This is a genomic window from Streptomyces sp. cg40 (assembly GCF_050320165.1).
GTDB lineage: Bacteria > Actinomycetota > Actinomycetes > Streptomycetales > Streptomycetaceae > Streptomyces > Streptomyces hokutonensis.
Window position 1 is genome coordinate 8364806 of sequence record NZ_CP190128.1, and the last position, 13451, is coordinate 8378256.

Below are 13451 nucleotides of genomic sequence, written 5' to 3' on the forward strand. Positions count from 1 at the left end.
CCTAGATCACGAGCGAGAGGAGGAGGACCAGGCCGCCGGCGACCACCGAGATGATCGTCTCCATGACGGACCAGGTCTTGAGGGTCTGGCCGACGCTCAGGCCGAAGTACTCCTTCACCAGCCAGAATCCGGCGTCGTTGACATGGCTGAAGAAGACCGAGCCCGCGCCGATCGCCAGCACGAGGAGGGCGGTGTGGGTCGAGGACATGTCGGCGGCCAGCGGGGCGACCAGACCGGCCGCCGAGATCGTGGCCACCGTCGCCGAACCGGTCGCCAGCCGGATCGCCACCGCGATCAGCCAGGCCAGCAGGAGCGCCGGGATCGACCAGTCCTTGGAGATGTCCAGGATCATCTGGCCGACGCCGGAGTCGATCAGCGTCTGCTTGAAGCCGCCGCCCGCGCCGACGATGAGCAGGATGCCCGCGATCGGCATCAGGCCCTTCTCGACGGTCGAGGACAGCCGTTCCTTGGTGAAGCCGGCCGGGCGGCCCAGCGTGAACATGCCGACGATGACGGCCGCGAGCAGTGCGATCAGTGGGGAGCCGATGACGTCGAAGACGCGCTGCACGGTGTGCGTGGGGTCGTCCACGACGATGTCCACCAGCGCCTTGGAGAGCATCAGCACGACCGGCAGCAGGATCGTGGCGAGGGTCGCGCCGAAGCCGGGACGGTTCTCCAGGTCCTCGGAGGGGCGCTGCGGGAGCATCCGCTCGGGGGCCTGTACGTCCACCCAGCGGGCCGCGACCTTCGAGAACAGCGGGCCCGCGATGATCACGGTCGGGATCGCGACCAGCACGCCGAGCGCGAGGGTCAGACCGAGGTTGGCCTTGACGGCGTCGACGGCGACCAGCGGCCCCGGGTGCGGCGGAATGAGCCCGTGCATGACCGACAGACCGGCCAGCGCCGGGATACCGATGCGCATGAGGGAGTAGTTGCCGCGCTTGGCGACCATCAGCACGACCGGGATCAGCAGCACGATGCCGACCTCGAAGAACAGCGGCAGCCCGATCACCGAGGCGATCAGCACCATCGCCCACGGCATCGACCGGGGGCTCGCCTTCGCGAGGATCGTGTCGACGATCTGGTCCGCGCCGCCGGAGTCGGCGAGCAGCTTGCCGAGGATCGCGCCCAGCGCGATCAGCACACCCACACCGGCGACCGTCGAACCGAGCCCGGTGGTGAAGCTGGTGATGGCCTTGTCCAGCGGCGCCCCGGCGAACGCGCCGAGCGCGAGCGAGCCGATGGTCAGCGCCAGGAAGGCGTGCATCTTGAACTTGGTGATGAGCAGGACGATGACGGCGATGCCCGCCAGTACGGCGATGCCCAGCTGAGCGTGGCCGGCCGACGTGATGGGCTCGACCGGGTCTGCTGCCAGCAACTCGACGCTGAGTCTGGTCACGGTGGATTCCTTGCGGATACGGGGAGGGATTGGGGGTGTCAGACGGTGGGCTCGGGGACCTGCTCCAGCGCGGTCGTCGCCCGCTCGGCGATCTGCTCCGGGCCGCCGCTGACGTCCACGGCGACACCCGCCTCGTCCGGCTCCAGCGGCTGGAGCGTGGCGAACTGCGAGTCGAGCAGCGCGGTCGGCATGAAGTGGCCGTGCCGGTGCGCCATCCGGTCCTCGATGAGCGCGCGGTCGCCGGTGAGGTGCACGAAGACGACCCCGGGGGCGGCGGCCCGCAGCCGGTCGCGGTACGACCGCTTCAGCGCCGAGCTGCTGATCACCCCGCCGAGCCCCGCGCGCCCGTGCGCCCAGGAACCGATGGCGTCCAGCCAGGGCCACCGGTCTCTCTCTCTCTCTCTCTCTCTCTCTCTCTCTCTCTCTCTCTCTCTCTCTCTCCTCTCTCTCTCTCTCTCTCTCTCTCTCTCTCTCTCTCTCTCTCTCTCTCTCTCTCTCTCTCTCTCTCTCTCTCTCTCTCTCTCTCTCTCTCTCTCTCTCTCTCTCTCTCTCTCTCTCTCTCTCTCTCTCTCTCTCTCTCTCTCTCTCTCTCTCTCTCTCTCTCTCTCTCTCTCTCTCTCTCTCTCTCTCTCTCTCTCTCTCTCTCTCTCTCTCTCTCTCTCTCTCTCTCTCTCTCTCTCTCTCTCTCTCTCTCTCTCTCTCTCTCTCTCTCTCTCTCTCTCTCTCTCTCTCTCTCTCTCTCTCTCTCTCTCTCTCTCTCTCTCTCTCTCTCTCTCTCTCTCTCTCTCTCTCTCTCTCTCTCTCTCTCTCTCTCTCTCTCTCTCTCTCTCTCTCTCTCTCTCTCTCTCTCTCTCTCTCTCTCTCTCTCTCTCTCTCTCTCTCTCTCTTCCTCGTCCGTCAGCGGGTGCCCGGCCGACATCTTGGCGATGTTGGCCTGCGGGTGGAAGTCGTCGCCCTCGGCGTACGGCACACCGAGCCGGGCCGCGAGCAGGGGACCGATGGTGGTCTTCCCGGTGCCCGCTACGCCCATCACCACGACGACATGGGGGGTACGCATCGCTGCCTCACTGTCTCCGTCGACACCTGATGTCGATCCCACTGAAACCGATTAGGTACGACGAATTCAAGAGTCTGTGACATATAAGTCTGACTTTTTGGTTCCGTGACGCGCCCCGTACGCTGAGTGCATGACCACTCCGGGCCGCGGGTTGCACGGCCGCGTACTCGACTCCCTCGGCCCCGCCATCACCGCGGGCGAGTACCCGCCGGGCAGCGTCCTGCGCACGGACGAGCTCGCCAAGGACTTCGAGGTGTCCCGCTCCGTGATGCGTGAGGCGGTCCGCGTCCTCGAATCCATGCACCTGGTCGAGTCCCGCCGCCGGGTCGGCGTCACCGTCCGCCCCAAGGCCGAGTGGAACGTCTACGACCCGCAGGTCATCCGCTGGCGCCTGGCCGGCGCGGACCGCCCGCAGCAGCTGCGCTCCCTCACGGTGCTGCGCTCCGCGGTCGAGCCGATCGCGGCGGGCCTGGCCGCCAAGTTCGCCACGGCGGAGCAGTGCGCGGAACTCACCGAGTGCGCGATCGGCATGGTGGCCAACTCACGCGGCCACAAACTGGAGGCCTACCTCGTCCATGACGTGGCCTTCCACCGGGTGATCCTCGCCGCCTCCGGCAACGAGATGTTCGCCCGCCTCGGCGACGTCGTCACCGAGGTCCTCGCCGGCCGCACCCACCACGAGGTCATGTTCGAGGACCCCGACCCGGCCGCCGTCACCCTCCACGTCCAGGTCGCGGAGGCGGTCCGCGAGGGCGACGCGGTCCGCGCGGAGACCCTGACCCGCGAGATCACGATCGGCGCACTTCAGGAACTCGACATCCTGGCGCCGTAGGCCTCAGTCCTCGATGAACTCCCCGTCGAGGTACACCCAGGCCCCGTCGACGCGCTCGAACCGACTCCGCTCGTGGATGGCCCCACCCCGGTAGGACGCCCGGAACGTCACGGTCCCCGCGGAGTGGAACGCCGACCCGCCGCTCGTGTCGAGGATCTCCAGCCCGGTCCATCGCATCCCCGGGTCGAGTTCGAGCGGTTCGGCCGGCCGCGTCCTCGGATGCCAACTGCGCAGCAGATACGGCCCGTCCAACCGCACGAAGGCGCTGTAGCGCGAGCGCATCAACGCCTCGGCGGTGGGGGCGGCGGCGGTGCCGGAGTGGTAGCGGCCGCAGCAGGTGTCGTAGGGGGTGGGGAGGCCGCAGGGGCAGGGGGTGGGTCGGGGCATGGGGACCATTGTGCCGGGGCTACGTTCGCGGGCGCTCGGGGGCGACACGGAGCGGCAGCCGGACGTAGTCGTCCTCGGGCAGCCTCACCTCCTTGTCACGGGTGAGAGTCGCGCAGGCCAGTAGTGGTAGCGGCTCGCCGCCCGGAGGGTCAGTGTCCTCGTACGCGGGTGCCGCGCCGATGAACTCCACGAGGAGGGCGCCGGTGATCCGACTTCCTATCTGCTGGACGAAGTTCGCCGGGAGCGTCCACTCGACTCCCTGGTGCAGGGTCCCGCCGGGGCTGTGGTGCACTCTCCTGACGAACCACTCCTCGTCCCGCATCTGGGGCGCACTGCGCGCCCTGAGGTGGGCCGCGGCGGACATCATCGCGTTGATCTCCGGAAAGCCGACCAGGTCCGCCGTGAGCTTGCCGGCGGCCTCCAGGACGGGCCTGGCCGCCCGCAGGTCCCTGGCCAGTGTGGTCCGCCACGCCCGTTCGTCCGCCACCGGCGGCAGGTGGTACACGACGGCCTGGACGTCCTTCACCCGCCAGCCGCTCATGGCCGGGAACAGCACCGTGACCGATACGGACGGCGCGTCGTCCCCCGTGTACCCGAGCGACCAGACGTAGAGGTATCCGGTGAAAGGGCGTGCGGTGTCCGATCTCGTGGCGAACATCTGCTCCAGCGGGACGGACTGCGGCTCGGTCTCCCCGTAGACCTCCAGCCACTCACCCGACTCCGCGAACCCCCGACTCCACGCGGCTGCCATGGAGCCACTTGATACTCCGTCAGTTCCCCACCCGCAATGGAACCGACGGCTCAGACCGCGATCCCCGTCTCCGCCGAAGGCATCGGCGGCAGTCGCGTCCCGTACACCCACGCCTCGAAGAGCTGGTCCAGCGGCTCGGAAGTGAACCGGGACGCGTGGGACGTGAACGTCGCTGTCGTCACTGTGCCGTTGCGGTGGACGCTTGCCCAGCTCCGGAGCATGCGGAAGAACGCGATGTCGCCCAGGGCGCAGCGCACCGCGTGGACGGTGACGCCGCCGCGTTCGTAGAGGCGGTCGTCGAACATGGACTTGCGGCCGGGGTCGGCGAGGCGCAGGTCCTGGGGGAGCGTGGAGAGCAACCGGTGTGCGGCGGCGGCGTGTTGGTGGGCCGTGCGGCCGCCGGAGCGCTCGGACCACAGCCACTCCGCGTACTTGGCGAGGCCCTCGTTCAGCCAGATGTGCCGCCAGTCGGCGATGGAGACGCTGTTGCCGAACCACTGGTGGGCCAGCTCGTGCGCGACCAGCCGTTCCGAACCCCGGGCCCCGTCCACGTGGTTGGCGCCGAACAGCGACAACCCCTGTGCCTCGACGGGGACATCGAGTTCCTCCTCGGTCACCACGACCGCGTACTCGTCGAAGGGGTACGGGCCGAAGAGGTCCTGGAAGAGTTCCATCATCGCGGGCTGGCGCGCGAAGTCCCTTGAGAATTCCGGGAGCAGGTCCGACGGGATGTGCCCGTGCTGCGGGACACCGCCGAGGCCCGGGTCGCCCAGCAGCACCGTCTGGTACTTGCCGATCGACAGGCCGACGAGGTAACTCGACGTCGGCGCCGACTGCTCGTACACCCAAGTGGTCGTAGAGGCCTTGGTCGTTCGGGTCAGGAGTCGGCCGCCCGCCACCACCGAGTACGCCGACGGCGTCGTGATCGAGATCTGGTACGACGCCTTGTCCGCGGGGCGGTCGTTGCACGGGTACCAGGACGGCGCCCCGATCGGCTGGCTCGCCACCAGCGCGCCGTCCGTCAGTTCCTCCCAGCCGAGGCCGCCCCAGGGGCTGGCGACCGGCTTGGGGTTGCCCGACCAGTGCACCTCCACGGTGAACGCGGCACCGGCCCGCAGCGGCTTCGCGGGCCGGATGCGCAGCCGGCCGCCGCGGTGCGTGTAGTGCGGCTGGCGGCCGTCCACCCGGATCCGGCCGATCTTGAAGTCGCCCAGGTTCAGCTGGAATTCGGGCAGCGGAGCACGGCCCGCGATGGCGTTGATACGCGCCGTGCCGGCGAGACGGTTCGGGCCGGGGCGGTAGTCCAGCGTTAGCTCATAGCGGTGCACCCGGTAGCGGGCATCGCCGTTTGCCGGGAAATACGGGTCCGGACCCGCCGCCTGCTGAACGGTCACTGCTGCGTCTGCTCCCTGCGCTGTGCTCGTATCTCGTACCCGTGCACCGCCCTCCGAAGCCGACGCCGCGTGACCTGTGTTCAGGATCGCCATGACTCGATCGGATTGCCCAGCCAGCGGGTGTCGTCCGGGACGGACTCCGCCGCCATCACGAGCGATGCGGGGCCCAGAGTGGTGCGCGCCCCGACCTCGCTGCCGGGCAGGACGATTCCGCCAGGACCCAGCGTCGCGCCCTCACGGAGGACCACAGTATCCGTCCGCAAGATCCGGTCGTGGAAGAGGTGGGTCTGGAGCACACAGCCGCGGTTCACCGTGGAGGCGTCCTCCAGGGTCACCAGGTCGGTCTCCGGCAGCCAGTAGCTCTCCACCCAGACGCCCCTGCCGATGTGCGCGCCGAGCCCGCGCAGCCAGGCCGTCAGTACCGGAGTACCCGGCACGGAACCGGCCAGCCACGGCACCGCGACGACCTCGACGAAGGTGTCCGCCAGCTCGTTGCGCCACACGTAACCGCTCCACAGCGGGTGCTCGGCACCGTGGTGCCGCCCCACGAGGGCCCACTTGGCCACGATCGAGATCAGCCCGGCGAGCGCGCCCACGGCCAGCAGCACGAGCCCCGACAGCAGCGGCGCCCACGCCCCCAGCGCGCACAGCGCGGCCACCGTCAGCAGGGCCAGCGCCGCCGAGCAGAACACCGGCACGATCCGGCACAGCTCCACCAGCCCGCGCGCCCACAGCAGCCGGGCCGGCGGGTCGTACGTCCGGCTCTGGTCGCCCCCGCTCGTGCTGCGCGGCAGCTTCACCGGCGGCAGCCCCAGGTACGACGTGCCCTTCTTCGCCTTCTTCGGCGTCGCCGACAGCACCCCGACGAGCCCGCCGTCCGGCACGCTCCGCCCGGGCGCGGTCATCCCGGAGTTCCCGAGGAACGCCCGCCGCCCGATCTCGGCCCGCCCGATGTGCACCCAGCCGCCACCGAGTTCGTACGGCGCGGTCAGCGTGTCGTCGGCCAGGAACGCGCCCTCACCGACGGTCGTCAGGCTCGGCAGCGCGAGCACGGTCGACACCTCGGCGCCCCGCCCGATCCGCATCCCGAGCAGCCGCAGCCACACCGGCGTGACCAGCCCGGCGTACAGCGGGAACAGGGTCTCGCGGGAGAGGTCCATCAGCTGTGTCACGGTCCACGCCTGCCAGCCGATGCGGCTGTGCGTGGGGTGCGTGCCCTCGCGCAGCCCGAGGCTGAGGAGCCGTACTCCGATCAGGATCAGCAGGGCGTACGTCAGTCCGAAGGCGAGCGTCGCCGGGACCAGGGCCAGGGACGCGCCCCGCAGGGCCGCGCCGAGACCGTCGCCCGGCGCCACGAACAGGCCGGTCACCAGCAGCGCGACCGCGCCCGCGACCACCGGGAGCATGGTGAGCGCGAAGCCCGTCATGCCGTACATCGCGCGCCAGTACGTGCCGCGCTGCGGGCGCTCCTTGGGCCAGTTGCGCTTGGCCTTGCCGAGCTTGACGGCGGGTGCGCCCGCCCAGCGCTGGCCGGTCGGGACCGTGCCGGTGACGGCCGAACCCGGCGCGACCTCGGCCCGCTTGCCCACCCGGGCGCCGGGGAACAGCATGCTGCGCGTGCCGACGACGGCGTGCGCGCCGACCTTGACCGGGCCGATCTCCAGACGGTCGCCGTCCAGCCAGTAGCCGGACAGGTCCACCTCGGACTCGACCGCGGCACCGCGGCCCAGCTTGAGCATGCCGGTGACCGGGGGGAGGGAGTGGAGGTCGACGTCCGGGCCGACCTTGGCGCCGAGGGCGCGTGCGTACCGCTCCAGCCAGGAGCCGGTCAGCGCGGTCGCGCCGCTGAACTCGGCCAGCCGCTCCGCCGCCCACAGCCGCAGGTGGACGCTCCCGCCACGGTCGTAGCGTCCGGGCTTCACGCCGCGCAGCAGCAGGCGTGCGCCGCCCGCGGCGATCGCGAGGCGGCCGGGCGGGCTGAAGAGGAGCAGCGCGCCTGCGGCGACCAGCCACCAGGAGGCGGTGGGCAGCCACGCGTAGCCGCCCAGTACGTTGCCGAGCGCGGCCAGGGCCACTGTCCAGCGCAGACCGGCGAGGGTGAACAGGGGGACCAGCGCGAGGAGTTGGATCACCTTGGCGCGGGTCGGGACCGGCGCGATCACACGCGCCGTGCCGTCGCCCTGCGCCGAGTCCTCCAGGTGCCGGGCCAGCTTGCGGAGGGTGGGCTGTTGGTAGATGTCGAGGACGGCCGCGCTCGGGTAGCGGGTGCGCAGCCGGGTGGTGAGCTGGGCGGCGGCCAGGCTGCCGCCGCCGATCGCGAAGAAGTCGTCGGAGGCGCTGCTCACGGGGATGCCCAGGACCTCGGCCCACTGCTCGGCGAGCCAGGCCTCCGTGCCGTAGAGCTGCTCCTTGGCGCCGCCGGTCTCCAGGCCTTCGAGCGGCCAGGGGAGCGCGTTGCGGTCGACCTTGCCGGAGGTGCGGGTCGGGAGGTCCTCGACCGGGGCGATCAACGGGACGAGGGCGGCGGGCAGTTCGGCCCGGAGCTTCTCGACGGCGGCGGCCTGGTCCCAGCCCTCCTGGGTGACGACATAGCCGACGAGAAGTTGGTTGCCGCTGCGGGCAGTTCGTACGGCGGCCGCCGCGCCCGCGACTCCGGGCAGTGCCTGGAGGGCGGCGTCCACCTCGCCCAACTCGATCCGGCGTCCGCCGAGTTTGATCTGCTCGTCTGCACGGCCGAGAAAGATCAGGCCCTCGGGCTCGGCCTTGACCAAGTCGCCGCTGCGGTACGCCCGTTCCCAGCCGAGCGATTCGAGGGGCGCGTACTTCTCCGCGTCCTTCTCGGGGTCGAGGTAGCGGGCGAGACCGACCCCGCCGATCACCAACTGGCCGCTGCCGCCCATCGGTACGGGCACCCCGGCCTCGTCGACGACGGCCAACTCCCAGCCGTTCAGCGGGAGTCCGATGCGGATCGGCTCGTCGCCGGTCATCAGGGAGGCGCAGGCCACGACGGTCGCCTCGGTCGGGCCGTAGGTGTTCCAGACCTCGCGGCCCTCGGTCACGAGGCGCTGCACGAGCTCGGGCGGGCAGGCCTCGCCGCCGAAGATCAGCAGGCGTACGTCGTTCAGCGCCTCGGGCTCCCACAGGGAGGCCAGGGTCGGCACGGTCGAGACGACGCTGATGTCCTGCTCGACCAGCCACGGGCCGAGGTCGGCGCCGCTGCGGACCTGGGAGCGCGGCACGGGCACCAGGCAGGCGCCGTAGCGCCAGGCGAGCCACATCTCCTCGCAGGACGCGTCGAAGGCCACGGACAGGCCCGCCATGACCCTGTCACCCGGACCGATCGGGTCGTCGGTGAGGAACAGCGCCGCCTCGGCGTCGACGAAGGCCGCCGCGCTGCGGTGGGTGACGGCGACGCCCTTGGGCCTGCCGGTGGAGCCGGAGGTGAAGATGATCCACGCGTCCTGCTCGGTGCCGGGCCGGGCGGCCGGGGCGTCACTGTGCCCGAGCACGGTCAGCGCGTGCTCGGCGCCGATCACGGCACGGACGTCGGCCTCGCCGAACACCAGCTCGGCCCGCTCGTCCGGGTCCTCGGCGTCGACGGGGACGTAGGCGGCGCCGGCGGCGAGGACGGCGAGGATCGCGATGTAGAGGTCGTTGGTCCCGGACGGGACGCGCACGCCGACCCGGTCGCCGAGGCCGACACCGGCGGCGGCCAGGGTGCGGCGCAGGGTCTCGACCTCGACGGCGAGTGCGCGGTAGGTGAGGCGGACGGTGCCGTCGTCCAGGGCGAGTTCGTCGGGATACGAGCGCACCGACGCGTCGAAGATGTCGACGAGCGTGCGGGGCGAGGCGGCGGGTGCCGCGGAGAAACGTGCCGTATCGCCGAACTGGGTGCGGATCTCTTCGTCGAGCAGGCCGAGAGCACTGCTCTCGTGTATGGCTGCCATCGGTCCTCGCGTCTCAAGCCCGGTAACTTCCGGGGCGCTGGCGGGCCCGCAGGTCTGCCTGGGGTTGTCCAGCTCCAGCTCCGTTCCGTAACAAGCCGGAAATTTTAGTACGACGCTAGGCCTCCGGTCTTCCGACGGCCACTCGGGGGAGCCGAACGGGGGCGCTCCGTGAGCACTCGACAACGCTCTGACCTGCTGATCTTCGGATCGGGGGAGACATCCCCCACAAATGCGGCGAGGGCCGCGACCTTGGTGGTCGCGGCCCTCGCCTGCGATGTGTCCGAGGGGGGACTTGAACCCCCACGCCCGATAAAGGGCACTAGCACCTCAAGCTAGCGCGTCTGCCATTCCGCCACCCGGACAAGGTGTCTGTCGCGCGTGGTTTCCCCCGCGGCGACGAAGGAAACATTACCAGGCTTCCAGGGGTGGCCGATCACCCCCTGTTCCCGCCCGCCTCCCGCGTGAACGCCGTGTGACGGGCGCGGACCGCCCTTGGGGTGCGGGCCGGGGAGAGAGAGGATGAGGGACAGGACCACCAGCAGTGACAGTGGGAGGAAGCAGCGTGAGCGACACGGACACGGCCAAGGGCGTCACCGGCGAGGACGAGGTCGTGGACCTCTGCCGCGAGCTGATCCGGTTCGACACCAGCAACTACGGCGACCACTCGGGCCCGGGTGAGCGCAAGGCGGCCGAGTACGTCGCCGAGCAGCTCGCCGAGGTGGGCCTCGAACCCCAGATCTTCGAGTCGCACCCGGGACGCGCCTCCACGGTCGCCCGGATCGAGGGCACGGACCCCTCCCGGCCCGCGCTCCTCATCCACGGCCACCTGGACGTCGTACCGGCGAACGCGGCGGACTGGACCCACCACCCCTTCTCCGGCGAGGTCGCCGACGGGTGCGTGTGGGGGCGCGGCGCGGTCGACATGAAGGACATGGACGCGATGACCCTGGCGGTCGTCCGCGACCGGCTGCGCAGCGGGCGCCGGCCGCCGCGCGACATCGTGGTCGCCTTCCTCGCGGACGAGGAGGCGGGCGGTACGTACGGGGCGCGGCACCTCGTCGACAACCACCCCGAGCTGTTCGACGGCGTGACCGAGGGCATCAGCGAGGTCGGCGGGTTCTCGTTCACGGTGAGCGAGGAACGGCGGCTCTATCTGATCCAGACGGCAGAGAAGGGCATGCACTGGCTGAAGCTGACCGTCGCCGGTACGGCGGGGCACGGGTCGATGATCCACCGGGACAACGCGATCACCGAGCTGTCCGAGGCCGTCGCGCGGGTGGGCCGGCACAAGTTCCCGGTGCGGGTCACCAAGACGACCCGGGCCTTCCTCGACGAACTCGGCGACGCGCTCGGCACTCCGCTCGACCCCGAGGACATGGAGTCGACCCTCAAGCGGCTCGGCGGCATCGCCAAGCTGATCGGCGCGACCCTCAGCAACACCGCCAACCCGACGCAGCTGAACGCCGGTTACAAGGTCAACGTCATCCCCGGCGAGGCCACCGCGAACATCGACGGGCGGTTCCTGCCGGGCCACGAGGAGGAGTTTCTCGCCGACCTCGACCGGATCCTCGGCCCCAAGGTCAAGCGCGAGGACGTGCACTCCGACAAGGCGCTGGAGACCTCCTTCGACGGCCCGCTGGTCGAGGCCATGCAGTCCTCGCTGCTCGCCGAGGACCCGACCGCGAAGGCGATCCCCTACATGCTCTCCGGCGGTACGGACGCCAAGTCCTTCGACGACCTCGGCATCCGAGGCTTCGGCTTCGCCCCGCTCAAGCTGCCGCCGGAGCTGGACTTCGCGGGCATGTTCCACGGCGTCGACGAGCGGGTGCCGGTGGAGGGGCTGAAGTTCGGGGTGCGGGTGCTGGACCGGTTCATCGACGCGTCGTGAGACGCCGGTCGATACCCGTTGACACCGGTTGACGCCGGTTGACGCCTGGATTCGACCGTGCGTGCGGGAGGCGACTGGGACGAGTGAATGTGCTCATAAGCTCGTAGCTCCATTACTCCCTCCTCGTTACAGGTGATGCGATCGGCAACACGAGATCGCTTTTGCCAACAAGGAGGAACAATGATCAAGAAGGTCGTCGCCGCTGCGGCTGCCACCGGTGGCCTGGTTCTCGCGGGAGCGGGCCTGGCCGTCGCCGACTCGGGCGCTCAGGGTGCCGCCGTGCACTCCCCGGGTGTCGTTTCCGGCAACGTCATCCAGGTTCCCGTGCACGTCCCGGTGAACGTGTGCGGCAACACGATCTCGGTGATCGGTCTGCTGAACCCCGCCTTCGGCAACACCTGCATCAACAAGTGACGTCGCCCCACTGAGGGGTGACCACGTCCTCGGCCCCGGAGCGCGCGCCATGTGCTCCGGGGCCGACGGTCTTTGCGCGAGAAATCGACCGGGAAATCGACCGGGAAGCGACCGAGAAATCGAGCGAAAGGTCGATCGGTCAGTCGCGCGAGGAATTTCAGTCAGGAATGAAGGCAGGGGGGAATTCAGCAATGCGACAGGTCACTCGAAAGAGCTTGATGACCATGGCGGCCGCGACCGGGGTGATCGCCGCGGCGGGCGGTGTCGCCCACGCCGACTCGGGCGCGAGCGGCTCCGCCTCGGGCTCGCCCGGCGTACTGTCCGGCAACACCGTGCAGGCACCGGTGCATGTGCCGGTCAACGTCTGCGGCAACACCGTGAACGTGGTCGGGATCCTCAACCCGGCGGTCGGCAACAAGTGCGCCAACCAGGGCGGGGGCAGCGGGTACGGCCACGGCCACGGGGGTTCGGGGGGTCACGGCTCGTCCGGCGGTTACGGCGACTCGGGGGGCTACGGCAACTCCGGAGGCCACGACGGTAACGGCGGCTCGGGCGGGCACGGGGGCTCCGGCGGCCACGGCGCGCACGGCGGCTCAGGGGGCTCGCACGCCGGTGGACACACCTCCGGCTCGCCCGGTGTCGGCTCGGGCAACCACGTCCAGGTACCGATCGACGTGCCGGTGAACGTGTGCGGCAACAGCGTGGACGTCATCGGCATCGGCAACGCCGCCACCGGCAACGACTGCGCCAACGGCGGCGGTTGGCACGACGGCGGCCACGACCACGGGACGCCTCCGGGCGGCGGCGGGCACCACGGTGGTGGGGGTCACCACGGTGGCGGCCACGAGGGGGGCGGCCACGGCGGAGGAGGCCATCACGGTGGCGGCGGAGGTCACCACGGGGGTGGCCACGAGGGTGGCGGTCACCATGGGGGTGGCGGTCACCACGGTGGCGGTGGCCACCACGGCACGCCTCCGGGTGGCGGTCACGGGACGACCCCTCCGGGGACGCCGGGTCACCCCGGAACCCCCGTCCACCCCGGAACCCCCGGTCAGCCGGGCCACCCCGGCACTCCCGGCCACCCCGGTACCCCGATCACCTCGCCGGTCAAGGGCGGCCACACGCCGACCGGTTCCGCGCACGTGAACCAGCCCGGTGCGCAGTCCGCCGTCCAGTCCCAGGGCGGCCCCCAGCTCGCGCACACCGGCAGCGAGCTGCCGCTCGGTCTCGCGCTGCCGGTCGGAGCGGGCGCGCTGCTCGCGGGCGCGGTGCTCTACCGCAAGGCGAAGGCCATGGCGTAGCGCCTGGGATCAAGTACCCGGGAACCGGGAACAGGTGCCCGGGAACATGTGATCTGCGCAACGGAGGGGCCCCGCACAGCC

Annotated in this window: 9 protein-coding genes, 1 tRNA gene and 2 pseudogenes; 4 read left to right on the plus strand and 8 right to left on the minus strand. The window is 70.3% G+C overall.

All coding sequences use genetic code 11. From position 1 onward, the window contains the following. Position 1: 1 nt before the first annotated feature. The 3 genes and pseudogenes from ACQHII_RS37760 to ACQHII_RS37770 form a co-directional block, all read right to left on the minus strand. A complete protein-coding gene (locus ACQHII_RS37760) occupies positions 2 to 1399 on the minus strand; it encodes a gluconate:H+ symporter (RefSeq protein WP_427923476.1) in 1398 nt (465 codons plus the stop codon). 38 nt (positions 1400 to 1437) lie between these two features. Then, positions 1438 to 1794 (minus strand): annotated as a pseudogene (locus tag ACQHII_RS37765) (gluconokinase); the annotation flags it as partial. A 491-nt stretch (positions 1795 to 2285) separates the two neighbouring features. Further along, positions 2286 to 2456, minus strand: a pseudogene (locus ACQHII_RS37770) (shikimate kinase); the annotation flags it as partial. Positions 2457 to 2586: 130 nt separating this feature from the next. Here ACQHII_RS37770 and ACQHII_RS37775 point away from each other — a divergent pair. Further along, on the plus strand, positions 2587 to 3288 hold the full coding sequence (locus ACQHII_RS37775) for a FadR/GntR family transcriptional regulator (protein ID WP_093624811.1): 702 nt from the start codon (positions 2587 to 2589) through the stop codon (positions 3286 to 3288). Between the two features lie 3 nt (positions 3289 to 3291). On the opposite strand, the gene ACQHII_RS37780 is transcribed toward ACQHII_RS37775, so the two are convergent. The 5 genes from ACQHII_RS37780 to ACQHII_RS37800 all read right to left on the minus strand — a co-directional run bounded on the left by ACQHII_RS37780 (position 3292) and on the right by ACQHII_RS37800 (position 10129). Continuing rightward, on the minus strand, positions 3292 to 3675 hold the full coding sequence (locus ACQHII_RS37780; RefSeq protein WP_427923477.1) for a YchJ family protein: 384 nt from the start codon (positions 3673 to 3675) through the stop codon (positions 3292 to 3294). 19 nt (positions 3676 to 3694) lie between these two features. Next, the gene (locus ACQHII_RS37785; protein ID WP_427923478.1) at positions 3695 to 4426 is read right to left on the minus strand and encodes a hypothetical protein; all 732 of its coding nucleotides are present in this window, start codon (positions 4424 to 4426) and stop codon (positions 3695 to 3697) included. Positions 4427 to 4476: 50 nt separating this feature from the next. Then, the gene (locus ACQHII_RS37790) at positions 4477 to 5820 is read right to left on the minus strand and encodes a M1 family metallopeptidase (protein ID WP_427923479.1); all 1344 of its coding nucleotides are present in this window, start codon (positions 5818 to 5820) and stop codon (positions 4477 to 4479) included. Between the two features lie 80 nt (positions 5821 to 5900). Next, complete coding sequence (locus tag ACQHII_RS37795; protein WP_427923480.1) at positions 5901 to 9767, minus strand: Pls/PosA family non-ribosomal peptide synthetase; 3867 nt, start codon at positions 9765 to 9767, stop codon at positions 5901 to 5903. Positions 9768 to 10044: 277 nt separating this feature from the next. After that, a tRNA-Leu gene (locus ACQHII_RS37800) sits at positions 10045 to 10129 on the minus strand. Positions 10130 to 10329: 200 nt separating this feature from the next. Between ACQHII_RS37800 and ACQHII_RS37805 the strand changes: the two genes are divergently transcribed. The 3 genes from ACQHII_RS37805 to ACQHII_RS37815 all read left to right on the plus strand — a co-directional run bounded on the left by ACQHII_RS37805 (position 10330) and on the right by ACQHII_RS37815 (position 13370). Further along, positions 10330 to 11655, plus strand: a complete 1326-nt coding sequence (locus ACQHII_RS37805) for a M20/M25/M40 family metallo-hydrolase (protein WP_427923481.1) — start codon at positions 10330 to 10332, stop codon at positions 11653 to 11655. A 180-nt stretch (positions 11656 to 11835) separates the two neighbouring features. After that, positions 11836 to 12069, plus strand: a complete 234-nt coding sequence (gene chpH, locus ACQHII_RS37810) for a chaplin ChpH (RefSeq protein WP_019066065.1) — start codon at positions 11836 to 11838, stop codon at positions 12067 to 12069. Positions 12070 to 12260: 191 nt separating this feature from the next. Beyond that, positions 12261 to 13370 carry a chaplin gene (locus ACQHII_RS37815; protein WP_427923482.1) on the plus strand — a complete coding sequence of 370 codons (1110 nt, stop codon included), beginning with the start codon at positions 12261 to 12263 and terminating at the stop codon, positions 13368 to 13370. The last annotated feature ends 81 nt before the right edge of the window (positions 13371 to 13451 follow it).